15 protein-coding genes are annotated in these 17,010 nt (G+C 68.9%); 10 read left to right on the top strand and 5 right to left on the bottom strand.

Annotation, left to right across the window (positions count from 1 at the left end):
- Positions 1-136: 136 nt before the first annotated feature.
- Complete coding sequence (locus tag ACFVAE_RS04120; protein ID WP_378888183.1) at positions 137-1,165, top strand: ATP-dependent 6-phosphofructokinase; 1,029 nt, start codon at positions 137-139, stop codon at positions 1,163-1,165.
- Between the two features lie 103 nt (positions 1,166-1,268).
- Here the strand turns inward: ACFVAE_RS04120 and ACFVAE_RS04115 are convergent, their stop codons facing one another.
- Positions 1,269-3,374, bottom strand: a complete 2,106-nt coding sequence (locus ACFVAE_RS04115) for a S9 family peptidase (protein ID WP_378888181.1) — start codon at positions 3,372-3,374, stop codon at positions 1,269-1,271.
- A 152-nt stretch (positions 3,375-3,526) separates the two neighbouring features.
- Between ACFVAE_RS04115 and ACFVAE_RS04110 the strand changes: the two genes are divergently transcribed.
- The 7 genes from ACFVAE_RS04110 to ACFVAE_RS04080 all read left to right on the top strand — a co-directional run bounded on the left by ACFVAE_RS04110 (position 3,527) and on the right by ACFVAE_RS04080 (position 10,357).
- A complete protein-coding gene (locus ACFVAE_RS04110) occupies positions 3,527-4,993 on the top strand; it encodes an anion permease (RefSeq protein WP_378888179.1) in 1,467 nt (488 codons plus the stop codon).
- Complete coding sequence (locus ACFVAE_RS04105; RefSeq protein WP_378888177.1) at positions 4,990-5,325, top strand: peptidase; 336 nt, start codon at positions 4,990-4,992, stop codon at positions 5,323-5,325. Before ACFVAE_RS04110 ends, ACFVAE_RS04105 begins: the two co-directional genes overlap by 4 nt.
- A gap of 18 nt (positions 5,326-5,343) precedes the next feature.
- Entirely contained in the window at positions 5,344-6,252 is a 909-nt protein-coding gene (locus ACFVAE_RS04100; protein WP_378888174.1) for a metallophosphoesterase, read from the top strand.
- Positions 6,253-6,306: 54 nt separating this feature from the next.
- On the top strand, positions 6,307-7,758 hold the full coding sequence (locus ACFVAE_RS04095; RefSeq protein ID WP_378888171.1) for an aspartate ammonia-lyase: 1,452 nt from the start codon (positions 6,307-6,309) through the stop codon (positions 7,756-7,758).
- 27 nt (positions 7,759-7,785) lie between these two features.
- Positions 7,786-9,033 carry a PrsW family intramembrane metalloprotease gene (locus tag ACFVAE_RS04090; protein ID WP_378888168.1) on the top strand — a complete coding sequence of 416 codons (1,248 nt, stop codon included), beginning with the start codon at positions 7,786-7,788 and terminating at the stop codon, positions 9,031-9,033.
- Between the two features lie 254 nt (positions 9,034-9,287).
- Entirely contained in the window at positions 9,288-9,656 is a 369-nt protein-coding gene (locus tag ACFVAE_RS04085) for an FKBP-type peptidyl-prolyl cis-trans isomerase (RefSeq protein WP_378888166.1), read from the top strand.
- Between the two features lie 149 nt (positions 9,657-9,805).
- A complete protein-coding gene (locus tag ACFVAE_RS04080) occupies positions 9,806-10,357 on the top strand; it encodes a YceI family protein (protein ID WP_378888163.1) in 552 nt (183 codons plus the stop codon).
- 53 nt (positions 10,358-10,410) lie between these two features.
- On the opposite strand, the gene ACFVAE_RS04075 is transcribed toward ACFVAE_RS04080, so the two are convergent.
- Together ACFVAE_RS04075 and ACFVAE_RS04070 are read right to left on the bottom strand one after the other, a co-directional pair.
- Positions 10,411-11,349 carry a DMT family transporter gene (locus tag ACFVAE_RS04075; RefSeq protein WP_378888160.1) on the bottom strand — a complete coding sequence of 313 codons (939 nt, stop codon included), beginning with the start codon at positions 11,347-11,349 and terminating at the stop codon, positions 10,411-10,413.
- A 99-nt stretch (positions 11,350-11,448) separates the two neighbouring features.
- Positions 11,449-12,729: an MFS transporter gene (locus ACFVAE_RS04070; protein ID WP_378888157.1), complete on the bottom strand. Its 1,281-nt coding sequence runs from the start codon at positions 12,727-12,729 to the stop codon at positions 11,449-11,451.
- A gap of 174 nt (positions 12,730-12,903) precedes the next feature.
- Between ACFVAE_RS04070 and rpsO the strand changes: the two genes are divergently transcribed.
- Positions 12,904-13,173 (top strand): 30S ribosomal protein S15, encoded by a 270-nt coding sequence (gene rpsO / locus ACFVAE_RS04065; RefSeq protein ID WP_116241715.1) that lies wholly within the window; start codon positions 12,904-12,906, stop codon positions 13,171-13,173.
- Positions 13,174-13,262: 89 nt separating this feature from the next.
- Here the strand turns inward: rpsO and ACFVAE_RS04060 are convergent, their stop codons facing one another.
- Entirely contained in the window at positions 13,263-14,444 is a 1,182-nt protein-coding gene (locus tag ACFVAE_RS04060) for an MFS transporter (RefSeq protein ID WP_378888154.1), read from the bottom strand.
- Between the two features lie 36 nt (positions 14,445-14,480).
- On the opposite strand from ACFVAE_RS04060, the gene ACFVAE_RS04055 reads away from it, so the two are divergent.
- The gene (locus ACFVAE_RS04055) at positions 14,481-15,947 is read left to right on the top strand and encodes a chlorohydrolase family protein (RefSeq protein ID WP_378888151.1); all 1,467 of its coding nucleotides are present in this window, start codon (positions 14,481-14,483) and stop codon (positions 15,945-15,947) included.
- On the opposite strand, the gene ACFVAE_RS04050 is transcribed toward ACFVAE_RS04055, so the two are convergent.
- Entirely contained in the window at positions 15,944-16,942 is a 999-nt protein-coding gene (locus tag ACFVAE_RS04050; protein ID WP_378888148.1) for an isopenicillin N synthase family dioxygenase, read from the bottom strand. The two genes, ACFVAE_RS04055 and ACFVAE_RS04050, sit on opposite strands and share 4 nt — an antisense overlap.
- Positions 16,943-17,010: the final 68 nt, after the last annotated feature.

Below are 17,010 nucleotides of genomic sequence, written 5' to 3'. Positions count from 1 at the left end.
ATCGTTTCGACCCGATGCGTACCGCAAGATTCACGGTTTTCGGTCACTTCGAATGGCATCGGATGCCGCCGCCCACTAGGGTCGGAAGCAGGCAGCGTCGCCTTTACCCTTTCCCCCGAAGCATGAAGGCAGCAGCATGAAGATCGGCATTCTGACCAGCGGTGGCGACTGCCCCGGACTGAACGCAGTCATCCGCGGCATCGTGCTCAAGGGCACCACCACCTACGACCTCGAGTTCGTGGGCATCCGCGACGGCTGGCGCGGCGTGGTCGACGGCGACTTCTTCCCGCTCACCAGGCACGAGGTCAAGGGGCTCTCCAAGGTCGGCGGCACCATCCTCGGCACCAGCCGCACCAACCCCTACGAGGGCGAGCGCGGCGGCGCCGAGAACATCGCGAAGACCCTGTACGGGCATCGCATCGACGGCATCATCGCTATCGGCGGCGAGGGCACTCTCGCCGCGGCCGACCGGCTCGCCAAGGACGGCATCAACGTCATCGGCGTACCGAAGACCATCGACAACGATCTGCGCGCCACCGACTACTCCTTCGGCTTCGACACCGCCGTCAACATCGCCACCGAGGCGATGGACCGGCTGCGCACGACCGGTGACTCGCACCAGCGCTGCATGGTCGCCGAGGTCATGGGACGCCACGTCGGCTGGATCGCGCTGCACGCAGGCATGGCCGCGGGTGCGCACGCCATCCTCATCCCCGAGGTGCCGCAGACCCTCGACGAGATCGCCGCGCTGGTCACCAGCGCGCATGATCGCGGTCGCGCGCCGCTCGTCGTCGTGTCCGAGGGCTTCAAGCTGCAGGGCATGGACGAGGCGTACAGCGACAAGGGCCTCGACGCGTTCAACCGCCCCCGCCTCGGCGGCATCGGCGATCGCCTCGCGCCCGAGATCGAGCGCATCACCGGCATCGAGACACGAGCGACCATCCTCGGCCACATCCAGCGCGGCGGCTCGCCCTCCGGGTTCGACCGCGTGCTCGCCACCCGCCTCGGCCTGCACGCCGCCGATGCGATCGTCGACGGCGCCTGGGGCCAGATGGTGGCCATGCAGGGCACCGACATCGTCCGCGTCCCGTTCGAGGACGCGCTCGGCGAGCTGAACACCGTGCCTCGCAGCCGGTACGACGAGGCCGCGGCCCTCTTCGGCTGATCCTCGCGCTCACGAGAACAGGAGATCCGCTCAGAACAGGGTGCTGTTGCAGCGTCCGTCCTGTCCTTGCGCGATCTCCTGTTCTCAGCGAAGCCGGCGGGCCTCAGTCTGCGAGGTCGAAGCGGTCCAGCATCCAGGCCAGCGCGAAGGCGCGCTCGCGCCAGGCGTTGTAGCGGCCGCTGACTCCACCGTGCCCGGCGGCCATCTCGCACTTCAGCAGCACGTCGTCGGCACCGGCGAAGCGCAGCGCCGCGACCCACTTCGCGGGCTCGACGTACAGCACCCGGGTGTCGTTGATCGAGGTGATCGCGAGGATCGGTGGGTACGGGGCATCCGTCCTGATGTTCTCGTACGGCGTGTACGACTTCATGTAGGCGTACACTTCGGGGTCGTGCAGCGGGTCGCCCCACTCGTCCCACTCCACGACGGTCAACGGCAGCGACGGGTCCAGGATCGACGTCAGTGCATCGACGAACGGGACCTCGGCGAGGATGCCGGTGAACAGCTCGGGTGCGAGGTTGGCGACCGCGCCCATCAGCAGCCCTCCGGCGCTGCCGCCCTCGGCGATCATCCGGTTGGGCGTCGTGACCCCGGTGTCCACGAGGTGCCGTGCGCAGGCGACGAAGTCCGTGAACGTGTTGCGCTTGCGCAGCATCTTGCCGTCGTCGTACCAGTGCCGGCCCATCTCACCGCCACCGCGGACGTGCGCGATCGCGAACACCACGCCGCGGTCGAGCATCGACAGGCGCATCGGGGAGAACCCGGGGTCCATGCTCGACTCGTAGGAGCCGTAGCCGTAGAGGTGCACCGGGCGGGGCTCGGCTCCCGGCTCGCCGGACGAGCGCCGCCAGACCAGCGAGATCGGGACCTGCGCGCCGTCCTCGGCGGTGGCCCACAGTCGGCGCTGGTCGTAGTCGGCGGGGTCGTAACCGCCGAGAACCGTCTGCTGCTTGCGCACCAAGCGCTCGCCGGTCGCGACGTCGAGGTCCATCACGGTCGAAGGGGTGACGAACGAGACGTAGCCCATGCGCAGCAGCGGGGCATGCCACTCCGGGTTGCCGGAGAACCACGCCGTGTACAGCGGCTCGTCGAACTCCAGCTCATCGAGCGCGTCGTCGGCGTAGGAGAGCAGGGCGATCTGCCCGAGCCCCTCGCGGCGGTACTCGACGGTCGCGAAGTCGCGGAAGCAATCCACCTCGAGGATGCGGCGACCGGGCGTGTGCGGCAGCACCACACGGCGCTCGCCCTGCGGGTCGGATGCCGGCACGGCGACAAGCTCGAAGTCGAGGGCGCCGTCGTTGTGCAGCACGTACAGCACGTCCTCGCCGTCGATCACGGCGTGATCGATCTCGTATTCCACGCCGTCGCGCCGCGGCCAGACCACCCGTCCGCCCGCGGTCAGATCGGCGAGGTCGAACAGGTGCGCCTCGCTGGTGATCTTCGAGCCCATCTCGACGACCAGGTACTTCTTGGAGCGGGTGATCCCCGCGCCGAGCCAGAACCGCTCATCGGGCTCGTGGAGCAGCTTCGCGTCCTCGGTCACCGGGGTGCCGAGGCGGTGCAGCCAGAGGGTGTCGGGTCGCCAGGCCTCGTCGCGCGTCGTGTACAGGATGGCGGTGCCGTCGGGGGTGAAGAAGGCCTGGCCTGTGTTCTCGATCACATCGTCGAAGTCGGCGCCTGTCGCGAGGTCGCGCGCGTGCACCGTGTAGAGCTCGTCGCCCTCGACATCCACCGACCACAGCATCCGCGTGCCGTCGTCGGACACGTCGAACGCGCCCAGTGAGAAGAACTCGTGGCCCTCCGCCTCGATGTTGCCGTCGAGCAGTACCTGCTCGCCGGGCACGGGCTCGCCCGGCACCAGCTTCGGCGGCGTCCAATCGCCGGGCGATGCCGCGGTGCGGCACTGGATGCCGTACTGCGCACCCTCCTCGGTGCGTCCGTAGTACCACCAGTCGCCCTGGCGGGTCGGCACCGAGAGATCGGTCTCCTGCACGCGACCCTTGACCTCCTGGAACAGGCGCTCGCGCAGCGCGTCGAGGTGCGAGGTGCGCTGCTCGGTGTAGGCGTTCTCCGCCTCGAGGTGGGCGACGACCTCGGGATCCTCCTTGGCGCGGAGCCATTCGTAGGGGTCGTCGAAGGTGTCGCCGTGGTGGGTGCGGGGCGCGGGGCGGCGCGCCGCGACGGGCGCACTCGTGGTCTGCTCGGTCACCCTCCCACGCTACCGGGCGCAAGTTGACCGAGGGGGAGAGGGGTGGGAGGATTCACAAGGGCCGATCAACGGAACGTGAACCCACGGTGAACTCTTCGTTCGTCACGCCGACCTCGTCGGCACTGTCTCTGCATCTTCAACGAAAGCGACCGGTGGAAACCGCAGCCCTCATCGTCGTGCTGGTCATCGCGCTGGCACTGTTCTTCGACTTCACGAACGGCTTCCACGACACCGCCAACGCGATGGCGACGCCCATCGCCACCGGTGCTCTCAAGCCCAAGGTGGCCGTGCTGCTGGCAGCGGGCCTCAACCTGGTCGGCGCGTTCCTGTCCACCGAGGTCGCCAAGACGGTCTCCGGTGGCATCGTGAACGAGGCCGACATCCCGCATGATCTGCTGCCCTCGCTGATCTTCGCCGGCCTCATCGGCGCGATCACCTGGAACATGCTGACCTGGCTGCTCGGCCTGCCGTCCAGCTCGTCGCACGCCCTGTTCGGCGGCCTGATCGGCGCGACCCTGGTCGGCTACGGCCTGGCCGGCGTCAACTTCAGCATGGTGCTCTCCAAGGTCGTGCTGCCCGCGCTGATCGCCCCCGTCACGGCCGGTGTGATCGCGTACGCGGCGACCAAGGTCGCCTACGGCATCACCCGGCGCTACGACGGTCGTCCCGACGGCCGTTCCGGCTTCCGCTGGGGACAGATCTTCACTTCGTCGATGGTGGCCCTCTCGCACGGAACGAACGACGCCCAGAAGACCATGGGCGTGATCACCCTCGCTCTGATCTCGGTCGGCTGGCAGACCGGCGACCGGAACAGCGCCGACTACCACAACCCGGAGTTCTGGGTGATCGTGGCGTGTGCGTTCACGATCGCGCTCGGCACCTACCTGGGCGGCTGGCGGATCATCCGCACGCTCGGCAAGGGCCTCACCGACGTCAAGCCCGCGCAGGGCTTCTCCGCCGAGAGCTCGACCGCCGCGACCATCCTGGCCTCGAGCTACTTCGGCTTCGCCCTCTCGACCACGCAGGTCGCCTCCGGCTCGGTCATCGGGTCCGGCCTGGGCCGGCGCGGATCCACGGTGCGCTGGCGCACCGCCGGGCGCATCGCGCTGGGCTGGCTGCTGACGCTGCCCGCCGCCGGCGCCGTGGGCGCCATCGCGGCGGTACTCGTCGTCTGGTTCGGCGGCTGGGGCGTCGTGATCGACGCGATCGCCGCGGTCGTCATCATCGTCGGCATCTTCCTGCGCTCCCGCAAGAACGCCGTGACCGCGTCGAACGCGATGAGCGACGTCGCGGAGTCCGGCCACGCCGTCGAGCTGCCCGAGGTCCCCGGTCCGACCCGCCGCACGAGTCGGATCGAACTGATGCGCGCGCTGGAGCGCGCCGAGCGCAAGGCCGACGAGGCGGAGCGCGCCGCCCGCAAGGCGAAGAAGCTGAAGAAGTCCGGCGGCAAGCCGAGCGAGGTCAAGGCCGCGCGCAAGGCCGCCGAGCGCGCCGCGCAGAAGTATGCCGAGGCCGATCAGGCGGCCAGGGAGTGGGAAGAGCTCAGCGGCAGCCGCCGCGCCCGCGCCAAGCTGGCCGAGTGGGACCTCGACATCGATGAGCAGGAGGATGCCCGATGAGCGTCGAGATCAACTGGATCGACTTCGGCTACGTCTTCTTCGCGGCGCTGATCGGCGCGGTCGCGATCGTCGTGTTCTACTCGCTCGGCCTGCGGATGCTGGTCCGCGCCGGACGCATCCCCGTGGTGTCGCCGGCGGAGTTCACCGACGCGATCACCGTGCTCACCGACAAGGAGATCCGCCGCGCCGAGAAGCAGGCGGCAAAGGCGGCGAAGAAGAGCCCGCTCACCGACGCGCAGAAGATGCTCGCCTTCGTCGCCGCGATCGGATGCTTCATCCTGTGCGGCCTCGCCGTGCTGGGCGGCATCGCCCTGATCGTCATCGGCCACTGACCGCCCTATCATGAGGGCATGACCGCCCTTCCCGCGTTCGGTCGTCATGCGGCGGCGTCGCACACGATCATCCATCTCAGCGATCCGCACCTGCTCGCCGGAGGAGCGCGGCATGCGGGAGGTGCCGACTCCGAGGCGAATCTCGCGCGCACGCTGCAGGCCGTGCGACGGGTGCATCCGGCGCCGTCCGCCATCGTCGTCACCGGCGACCTGACCGACTTCGGAGAGCCGGACGCCTACCGTCGGCTGCGGGCGGCGCTCGAGCCCGTGGCAACCGATCTCGGCTGCCCGATCGTCTGGGTCGCGGGCAACCACGACGAGCGTCCGGCGCTGCGCGCCGAACTGCTGGACGCGGCGCCGACGGAGGACCCGATCACCGGGGTATGGGATCTCGACGGACTGCGGCTGATCGCCCTGGACTCGAGCGTGCCGGGCTGGCACCACGGCGACCTGGATGCCGGGCAGCTGGAGTGGCTCACAGAGCAGCTGCGCACGCCCGCACGCCACGGAACCCTGCTCGCGCTGCACCACCCTCCGCTGCCCTCGCACCTGCCGCTGTTCGACATCCTCGAACTGCGCCATCAGGACGAGTTCGCCGAGGTGATCGGCGGCACCGACGTCCGCGGCATCCTCGCCGGTCATCTGCACTACTCCTCGGCGGGCATGTTCGCCGGGGTGCCCGTCAACGTCGCCTCGTCCACCTGCTACACGATGAACGTCGCGCTGCCGGCGGTGGACGTGAACGGCATGGATGCCGCGCAGTCGTTCCATCTGGTGCACGTGTATCCCGACACGATCACGCACACCGTCGTGCCGGTCGTCGACGCACCCACCGGCGACTTCTTCTCGGAGGAGTGGGTGCGCGAGATGGCGGCGCTCACGCCGGAGCAGCGCCTGGAGGCGTTCTCGCGGAAGCCCCCGGCGTAGACTGGACGCATCCCCCGCTTTCCAGTACCCGCCGAACACCCACAAGGATGTGACATGGCCGCTGACGCGCCTGCCCGTACTCGCACAGAGACCGATTCGATCGGAAGCATGGAGATCCCCGCGGATGCCTATTACGGCGTCCACACGCTCCGTGCCGAGGAGAACTTCCCGATCACGAAGCGCCCGATCTCGGTCTATCCCGATCTGGTCGTCGGCCTCGCCATGGTCAAGCAGGCCAGCGCGCGGGCGAACAAGGAGATCGGCGTGCTCGACGCCGAGCGGGCCGACCTCATCGACGCCGCCGCGCAGCGCGTGATCGACGGCGAGTTCCACGACCAGTTCGTGGTCGGCGTCATCCAGGGCGGTGCCGGCACCTCGACGAACATGAACGCGAACGAGGTCATCACCAACATCGCGCTCGAGATGGCGGGGCGGGAGAAGGGCGACTACGACTTCCTGTCGCCGATCGACCACACCAACCGCAGCCAGTCCACCAATGACGTGTATCCGACTGCCGTCAAGATCGGTCTGTCGCTGACGCTGCGCTCTCTGCTGGAGGAGCTCGACCTGCTGCGCGGCTCGTTCCTGAAGAAGTCGCGCGAGTTCCACGACATCCTCAAGGTGGGTCGCACCCAGCTGCAGGACGCCGTTCCGATGACTCTCGGCCAGGAGTTCCACGGTTTCGCCTCGACTCTCGGCTTCGATCACGCCCGCCTGACCGAGAACGCCTCGCTGCTGTTCGAGATCAACATGGGCGCCACCGCCATCGGGACGGGCATCACCACGCACCCCGCGTATGCCCCGGCCGTGCTGAAGCACCTGCGCAGGATCACCGGTCTCGACCTGCAGACCGCCAGCGACCTGGTCGAGGCGACCAGCGACACGGGCTCGTTCATGTCGTTCTCGTCGTCGCTCAAGCGCAACGCCATGAAGCTCTCCAAGATCTGCAACGATCTGCGTCTGCTCTCCTCGGGCCCGCAGGCGGGTCTGGGCGAGATCAACCTGCCCGCCATGCAGGCGGGCTCCAGCATCATGCCCGGCAAGGTGAACCCGGTCATCCCCGAGGTCGTCAACCAGGTGGCGTTCGCCGTCGCCGGCGCCGACATGACCGTCACGATGGCGGCCGAGGCAGGTCAGCTGCAGCTGAACGCGTTCGAGCCGGTCATCGCGCACTCGATCTTCCAGTCCATCACCTGGATGCGCCAGGCGATGTGGACGCTGCGCGTGAACTGCGTCGACGGCATCACCGCGAACACCGACCGCCTCGGCGCGATGGTGGGGGCCTCGGTCGGCGTGGTCACCGCACTCACCCCGTTCATCGGCTATGCGGCGTCCGCGGCCCTGGCGAAGACGGCTCTCCTCACGGGCCGCAACATCGCCGACCTCGTCGTCGAGGCCGACCTGATGACCCGCGAAGAGGTCACCAAGCAGCTGTCGCCTGCGCGCCTGTCGGGGCTCGAGACGGTCACCGCGGCGATCCCGATCATCGCCGCCGAGGACGACTGACCCTCCGTCGCCAATAGGCTGTCCTGCATGAGCTCCGGAGGACAGCCACCCGCTTACGGTCCGCCGCCCGCGCAGGGCGGCGGACCGCAGCAATATCAGCCGCCGCGCCCCGTGTACGCGTCACCGCTTGCGAGAGCCCCGAGGTATGCGGCGCCCGCCGCCCCTGTCGCACCGGCGCCCGCACCCGCGCTGCCCGCCCTCCCGGCGCCGGTGCGGACCGGCCGCACCGTGGCGATCTGGGTCTTCGGCGTCCTCGGCTTCGCCCTGTTGCAGCTGATCGGCTACTTCGTCAACGCGCTCGGCGCCGGGGCATCCCTCCTCGGTCTGTTCCTCGCGCTCGTACCTCTGGCGATCGTGCTGCTCGGAGTGTGGTTCATAGACCGCTGGGAGCCCGAGCCGCGCAGTCTGGTGATCTTCGCGCTGGCATGGGGCGGGATCGCCGCGGTCGGCATCGCCCTGCTGGTCGACCGCGGTCTCGGCGAGATGTTCGGCGCCAGGCCCGACGCCTTGACAGCGGTCGGCCAGGCGCCGATCGTGGAGGAGGTCGCCAAGGGCCTCGGAGTGTTCCTCATCTTCGTCATGGCGCGGCGCGCGTTCGACGGCCCGATCGACGGCGTCGTCTACGGCGCCCTGGTCGGTGCCGGGTTCGCCTTCACCGAGAACATCCAGTATTTCGCGATCAGCCTGCACGAGGGTGGCGGGGAGGCGCTCACCGCCACGTTCGTGGTGCGTGGGCTGATGTCGCCGTTCGCGCATGCGATGTTCACCTCGTTGACCGGCTTCGCGATCGGTCTCGCGGCACGCCGGGGGGCGAGCACGGGCAGCGTCCTCGGCGCCGGATGCCTCGGACTGCTCGGCGCGATGGCGCTGCACGCGCTGTGGAACGGCTCCTCGCTGTTCGGGGACTTCTTCCCCCTGTACCTCACCATGCAGGTGCCGCTCTTCATCGGCTTCATCCTGGGCATCATCGCGCTCAAGCGTGAAGAAGCACGACTGACCAGGGAGCGCCTCGGCGACTATGCGAAGGCCGGGTGGTTCACCCCCGAGGAGGTCACCATGCTGGCCACGTCGGCCGGCCGGCGCTCCGCGCTGAGGTGGGCGTCGACGCTGCGCGGCGACCGTCGCCCGCTGATGAAGTCGTTCATCCGTGACGCCACCGAGCTGGCCGCCGTGCGGCAGCGGGCGATCCACGGACACGACAGGTACGCCGCTGCCGACGAGCACGCGCTGCTGGTGCGCACCCGGGCGACCAGGGTGGCGCTGCTGGCGTACTGAGGCTGAGGTTTCGACTCGCTGCGCTCGCTCAACCTTGCTGTGCCCGCGCATCGACGCGTGCTCCGCTCGCATTGATCCGCGTCGCAGCAAGACTCAGCGCCCGGTGCTGCGGCGATGCCTGCAAGCGAATCCGGGCGCTGAGTTGATCTGTACCCAGGGTGCATCACCCGACCTGAAGTGTCAAGGGCCGGCTGTTCGCTCTCGGCGCGCAACCTCGCGTTGACCGTGCGCGGAGCGTCCGGTTACATGGAGGCATGACTGATCGCACAAAGCCCGAGTTCGACGCCCCCACCGGCGAGGCTCCCGCGGAGCTCGTCATCCGCGACATCATCGACGGCGACGGCACCGAGGCGAAGCCCGGCGACACCGTCACCGTTCACTACGCGGGCGTCGAGTACGACACCGGCGAGGAGTTCGACTCGTCCTGGGGTCGCGGCGAGACCATCCAGTTCCCGCTGCGCGGACTGATCCAGGGCTGGCAGGAGGGCATCCCCGGCATGAAGGTCGGCGGTCGCCGCGAGCTGGTCATCCCGCCGCACCTGGCGTACGGCCCGGCCGGTGCCGGCCACTTCCTGTCCGGCAAGACCCTGATCTTCATCATCGACCTCGTCGCCGTCGGCTGACATCGCTGTGCAGGCCCCCATCCGGTATCCGGGTGGGGGCCTGTTCTGCCCCCGGGGGAAGAAATCTCGATTCTCCGGAATATATCCAAACGCATGTAAGTTGTAACCCGTGTCGCCGATCGGCGGCAACGACTTCCCCAAGGAGCACAATGAGCACCATCGACGTCCCCGGTTACCGCGCCGGCACCTGGACCCTCGACCCCCAGCACAGCGAGGTCACCTTCAGCGTTCGCCACATGATGATCTCGAAGGTGCGCGGCAGCTTCGGCGTGAAGAGCGCGACCCTGTACGCTCCCGAGAACCCGCTCGAGACCCGGGTCGAGGCCAGCGTCGATGTCACCTCGATCGACACCAACGACGAGGGCCGCGACGCGCACCTGCGCTCCGCCGACTTCTTCGACACCGAGAACCACCCCACCATGGAGTTCGTCTCGACCGGTGCCCGTGTCGAGGACGGCGACCTGTTCGTCGACGGTGACCTGACCATCCGCGGCACCACCAAGCCCGTGAGCTTCGCCCTGGACTTCGGCGGCTTCGGCACCGACCCCTACGGCAACTACAAGGCCGGCGCGTCCGCCACCACCGTCATCAACCGCGAGGACTTCGGCCTCACCTGGAACGCCGCCCTCGAGACCGGCGGTGTCCTGGTCGGCAAGGACGTCACGATCAACCTCGACCTGCAGGGCGCTCTGCAGGCCTGATAGCCGCTCCAGAAGGGTGCGGATGCTGCGGCATCCGCACCCTTCTCGCATGTTCAGGCGGTGCGCCGGCCGAGCCTGAGCCGGTTCTGCGCGAGCAGAATGCCGGCGAACACGATCAGTGCGCCGACCGGCTCGTTCCAGCTGACCTGTTCGTGCAGCACCAGCACTCCGAGGGTGACCCCGACCACGGGTGTGATGTAGGTGACCGTCGACGCCCTGGTCGGGCCCCAGGCCCGCAGCACGTTCTGGTTCCACACGTAGGCGAGGCCCGTGCCCAGGAATCCGAGGAGCACGACGGCCACCACGATCCCGACGTCGAGACGGACCGGCGTCAGCACCAGCACCGGTGTCAGCAGGAGCATGATCGCGGCGGCGAGGCCGATGTTCAGGAAGGAGAAGACCAGCGCGCTCACCCCGCTGTCCGAGAGGAAGCGGCGCATGTACGCGAAGCTGAAGCCGTAGCAGGCGGTGGCGCCCAGGATGGCCAGCTGCGCGCCGATGCTCTGGCTGGCGTCCAGTCCGCTCCATGGTGCGATGATGACCATCACGCCCGCGATACCCACGAGGATGCCGACGATCTGCCCGGGTCTGAGCCTCTCCACCCTCATCACGGCCCACGCCATGATCGCCGTCATGATCGGCGTCGTCGCGTTGTAGATGCTGGAGAGTCCCGAGCTCACGTGCTGCTGCGCCCACGCGAAGATGAGGAACGGCACCACGCAGAAGGTCACGGCGACGACGGTGAGGTGCATCCAGACGCGCCGTGTGCGCGGCAGCCGGTAGCGGCGCAGCACGACGAAGAGGCCGAGGGCGAGGGCGCCGAGCAGCAGCCGGGACCATGCCACCTGGGCCGGGGAGATCCCGCCGAGCGCGACCTTCATGAACAGGAAGCTGGATCCCCACACGATGCCGGTGAGGATGAACTGGATCACGATCGACGCGGCCTGACGGCGCGTGGCGACGGATGACGGGGGAGCGGCGGTCGAGGTCACTCCGGAACTCTATTCACGCGGCGGTGGGTTCCGGCGAGGTTCCGGATGCGACGTCCGATATCCGCCGATGATCGGCAGGAATCAGTCGCGTGGCGAGGCTCAGGGCACCGGATCGGCCGCGTCGTACGCGGCGAACTGCGGGTTGCGCCGCGCCAGCAGCGCGACGAGCCCGATCACGAGGAAGCCGCCGAGCAGCGGCGGGAACCACAGCGCGGTGAGGGTGGCGAGCGTGCCTGCGTAGAGCGCGCCCATGCGCGGCCCGCCGGCGACGACGATGATGAACACACCCTGGAGGCGCCCGCGCATGGTGTCGGGCACGGCAGCCTGCATCATCGTGTTGCGATAGATCGAGCTGACGTTGTCGCACGCGCCCGACAGGGCGAGCGCGAGGCACGCGGCGACGATCAGGCCGATGTTCGGCGCCTTCGCCGTGGCGGACGAGGTGAACGATCCGATCAGCAGCACCGCGCCGAACAGCAGGATCGAGAGCCCGTAGGCCTGCACCGCCCGCTCGATGCCCCGGCCGTGCCAGCGGTACTGCACCACACGCCCGGAGAGCAGACTGGACGCGAAGGTGCCCACGGCGACCGCCGCGGTGAGGATGCCGGTGGTGAACGCGCCGCCGCCGAGGATGACGGTGCCCAGCGCCGGGAAGAGCACCAGAGGCTGGCCGAACGTCATCGCGAGGATGTCGCAGATGAACTGCATCCGGATGTTGCCGGCGCGACGCAGGAATCGCCAGCCGTCGACGAGCGAGGCGAGGCCCGGCCGTACGATCTCGCCCTCGGGCACGAGCGAGGGCAGGGTCCACAGGCCGAGGAACATCGCCAGCATCAGCACGACGTCGATCGTGTACGTCCACCCGTATCCGGTCAGAGCGACGAGCAGGCCTGCCAGTGCGGGCCCCGCCATGACGGTCAGCCCGAACGCGACGCCGTTCAGCGCGGATGCCGCTGCGAGCTTCTCCCGGGAGATGAGGCGCGGCACGATCGCGGTGCGGGTGGCCATCCCGACCGAGTTCGCCGCGGCGATGATCATGCTCAGCGCGTACAGCCACCAGATCGTCTCGGAGTGCGTCCAGGTGAGCGCGGCCAGCAGAGCGGTGGCGGCGAAGGTGACGGTCGCCGCGATCAGCGCGACGAGACGTCGGTCGAAGGCATCGGCGAGCATGCCGCCGTACAGCCCCGCGAGGATCATCGGGACCAGCCCCGCGACCGCGATCATCGACACGGCGAAGGTGCTCTGGGTGAGGGCGAACACGTGCAGCATGACGGTGACGATGGTGAGCTGGCCGCCGATGCCCGCCAGCGTCGAGCCGATCCACATCCGAGCGAACGCCGGAGAAGCCTTGAGCGGGGAGAGGTCGATGAAATGGCTCACGCGCGCGTTCCGTACTGCATCATCCGAGCGTATCCGAGGGCGCCGAGCCCGCGGTCCGTCCGAGCCCCTGATCACTGGTAGACTCTTCAGGTTGCCGTTAGATCGGCCGCGGATAAAGAGAGCTCGCGCATAAGGCGCCGGGCACCGCGCAATGAGTGAGAGGGGATCGAATCTATGGCACTGGAAGCAGACGTCAAGAAGGCGATCATCGAAGAGTACGCGACGCACCCCGGTGACACCGGATCCCCCGAGGTGCAGGTCGCGATGCTGACGCAGCGCATCAAGGACCTCACCGAGCACCTCAAGGAGCACAAGCACGACCACCACTCGCGTCGTGGCCTGTTCCTGCTCGTCGGTCAGCGCCGTCGTCTGCTCGGCTACCTCCAGGACGTCGACATCGAGCGCTACCGCTCGCTGATCGAGCGCCTGGGCCTGCGTCGCTGAGCAAAGCACGCGTTCCAGCGTTCAATCGCGCAGAACATTCTTGAGAAGGCCTCCCCACGGTGTGGGGAGGCCTTCATCGTGTCCGGGGCTCAGCCGGCGATCAGCGAGATCGGGCGGCGCCGGATCACGAGCATCGTGCATGCGCTGAGCGCGATACCGAGGACGGCCATGACCAGGATGCTGGCGGTCCAGCCGGCTGTCGCGTCGTGCAGCAGTCCGAGCAGCAGGCTGCCGACGCCGGCGACGGCATAACCGACGCCCTGGGCGATCGCGGACAGGATGCCGGCGGACGGGGCATCGGCGGAGAGGCTGACCAGCAGTCCCATCGCGAGGCCGAAGCCGGCGTTCTGCACGATGCCGACCCAGGACACGACGGCCGTGTCCATTCCGGAGCTGAGCGCGAACCACGCGTAGCCCGCCGCCATCGCCAGTCCGAGACCGGGGCCGAACCAGGTCAGCGCTCGCCGGCGACGGGCGATCACAGGTGCCAGCAGGGAGGGCACGAGACCGATCAGGCTGAACCATCCCAGCAGCCATCCGGCGGTGGCGGGATCCGTGCCGCGCTCGGCGAGCATGGAGGGCAGCCAGGTGGTGACCGCGAAGTACAGCAGCGACTGCAGCGAGAACACCGTTGTCATGATCAGGACTGTCAGCCGATTGTCGCGGGTGATCACGATACGAGCCTGCTGCTGCGGGTCGCCGCCGGCCGCGCGGCCCGCGAAGAGCATCGCGATCGCGGCGATCACGGCGAGCACCGCCCAGCTGGCCAGAGCCGCCGCCGTGCCGCCGAGGGCGTCCTCGAGCGGAACGGAGAGTCCGGCGCCGAGGGCGGCACCCACGCCGAAGGACATCGTGCTCAGGCCGACCCACAGCCCTGATGCCCCCAGTGACTTCAGGAACGGCGGGATCAGCGTCGCCCCCATCATGATCGCTGCACCGGCGATGAAGGTCCCCGGTACGAGCATCCATCCGCTGACGACGCGCAGTCCGAGCGCGGCCGCCAGTGCGAGCATCGCGACGAGCAGCGCTCGCGAGGTGCCGATGCGGCGCGCGAGCATCGGGCCGAGCGGCGCGGTCACCCCGAATGCGACGATGGGCAGCGTGGCGAGCATGCCGGTACCGGCATCGCCCAGGTCGAACGTCGTCGAGACGTGGTCGAGCAGGGTGGAGACGGACGTGATCGCCGGGCGGAGGTTGATGCCGACCAGCAGGGCCGCGCCGAGGGCGATCGCGCGCGCGACTCCCTGGGGCTCGTCGTCTCGAATCTGCACGATTCTGGTATACCAGAATCGGATGGAAGGACCCCGATGCCCCGACGCACCCTGATCACCGCCGACCACGTTCTCGTCCACGATGGCAGCACGCACCGCGAGCTGCGCGACGGTGCCCTCGTCGTCGAGGACGACAGGATCGTGTATGCCGGACCGTCCGAACAGGCGCCGACGGATGCCGCTGAGCGCATCGACCTGGGGCAGAGCCTGCTCATGCCTGGGCTCATCGATCTGGACGCCCTCTCCGACATCGACCACCTGCAGCTGGACTCCTGGTGGGACGGCACGCACAGCAGACGGCTGACCTGGTCGGAGGAATGGTTCGCGCAGCGTCGTCACGTGTTCACCGCAGAGGAGCGCGCACGGGTGCGCCAGATCGCGCTCGTGCAGCTCGCGCTGCACGGAATCACCTCGTACATGCCGATCGCCTCGGAGGTGCACTCCGAGTGGGCCGAGAGCGCGGACGACTTCCTCGCGATGGCGGAGTTCTCCCGAGGGCTCGGGCTGCGCGGGTTCCTCGGTCCCTCCTACCGCTCCGCGGTTCCGGTGATCGCCGATGACGCCAGGGAGTTCCGCTTCGTGGCATCCGAGGGCGAATCCGGTCTCGCCGACGCGATCCGGTTCCATGACGAGGTCGCCTCCTGGAACGATCCGCTGCTGACGCCGGTGTTCCTGCCCTGCCGCATCGAGACGCTGACCCCCGAGCTCATGGCAGCCACGGCGCGGGCTGCCGCCGAGCGCGGCGCCCTGGTGCGTCTGCATGCGCTGCAGGGGCTGGGGGAGCGGGACGAGATCCTGCGTGCGCACGGCTGCACGCCGCTCGAGCTCATCGAGCGCACCGGGCTGCTGCACGACCGTCTGATCGTGCCGCACGGCGTCGTCATCGACATCGATCCGCGCGTGCACGGCGAGGACCGCGGTGACCTGGCCACCCTCGCCGGTGCCGGCGTCGCCCTGGTGCACTGTCCGCTCACGAACGCCCGATACGGCTCCGAACTGCAGACCTTCGCCCGGTACCGGGATGCGGGCATCGTGTTCGCGCTCGGCACCGACTCGTTCCCGCCCGACCTCATCCGCGGCATCGACGTGGGCGTCTCCGCGGCCAAGGTGCAGAACGGCGACCTCTCGATGGGGGATGTCGCGGGCTACATCGACGCCGCCACCGTCGGCGGTGCGCACGCCCTGCATCGTCCCGACCTCGGGCGCATCGCCGTCGGCGCCACCGCAGACCTCACCGCGTTCCGCCTGGACGACGTGCGCACCGGGCCGATCGACGACCCGATCCGCGCGCTCATCCTCGCCGGGTCCGCGCGAGACGCACGCCTGACCATGGTGGGCGGTCGGGTCGTCATGCGCGACGGCGAGATCCCCGGCATCGATCTCGAAGAGATCCGACGCGACGCGCAGCGGCTGTTCGACCGGATGCGGCACGCGTACGCGCTCCGTGATCACCGGGGCGGGACGGTGGAGGAGCTGTTCCCGACGGTGTTCCCGCCGGTCTAGGCGCTCACCAGATCGGAGTGGTGGATCGCCGCCACGTCGGGGTGCGCTCGAAGTCGTGACTTCAGTGCGTTCTCGCCGTAGAGCGCGTGGATCGGGTTGGACGGGTCGTCCGACACCCCGCGGGCCTCGGCGGCGAGCTCGGCCGGCAGCTCGATCAGCGGCAGCCGCGCGTCGAGTGCGGGGTTGAAGAAGAACGGGATGGAGATCCGCTCGTCGGGCGCCTTCGGCGAGATCACCCGGTGATCGGTCGCCTTCAGATACCCGCCGGTCGCGTACTCCAGCATCTCGCCGATGTTCACGACGAACGCGCCAGGCACCGGGGGAGCGTCCACCCATTCGCCGTCGCGGCGCACCTGCAGGCCGCCCTTGCCGGGTTCCACCCAGAGCAGCGTCAGCACGCCGGAGTCCTTGTGCGCGCCCACGCCCTGCTGCGGCTCGGGATCGGCCTTGCCGGGATAGCGCACGATCTTGATCAGCGTCTGCGGCTCGCCGAAGTGCTCGTCGAAGTACGATGGCTCCGCGCCCAGCGCTTCGGCCCACGCGCGCAGCAGCCGGCGGGACACCTCGGACAGCGTGGCGTGCCATTCGGCCACCACCTCGCGCAGCTCGGGCTGCGCCTCCGGCCACAGGTTCGGGCCGACCAGGCGGTTGAAGGCGGGGCCGCCGTCGATCGCCTCGCGCTCGGGACCGATGTCGATCTGCTCGCGCCAGTCCACCTTCCCCTGGGTGCGCTCGCCGCCGATGCGGGTGTACCCGCGGAAGTGCGGGCTCTTCACGTTCTCGATCGAGAGCTTGTCGGCATCGGGCAGGGCGAAGAAGTCCAGCGCCGCGCGGTGCAGACGAGCCTCGAGCTCGGGGGAGATGCCGGTTCCGGTCAGGTAGAAGAAGCCCACGTCGTGGGTGGCGGCGCGCAGGTCGGTGCGGAAGCGCTCGGCGGCCTCGGGGCCGGCGTCGAGGCGGGAGAGGTCGAGCACGGGGAGGGACAATTCGGCCATGGGTCGACGGTAGACGCCGTTACGCACGGCGTCACGAATATTGCGCGGGGTTACCCGGATGCTAGAGT

This window comes from Microbacterium sp. NPDC057659 (assembly GCF_042799915.1).
Lineage (GTDB): Bacteria > Actinomycetota > Actinomycetes > Actinomycetales > Microbacteriaceae > Microbacterium.
The sequence above is the reverse complement of the archived record's forward strand: the minus strand, read 5'-3'. Positions and strand labels throughout refer to the sequence as shown.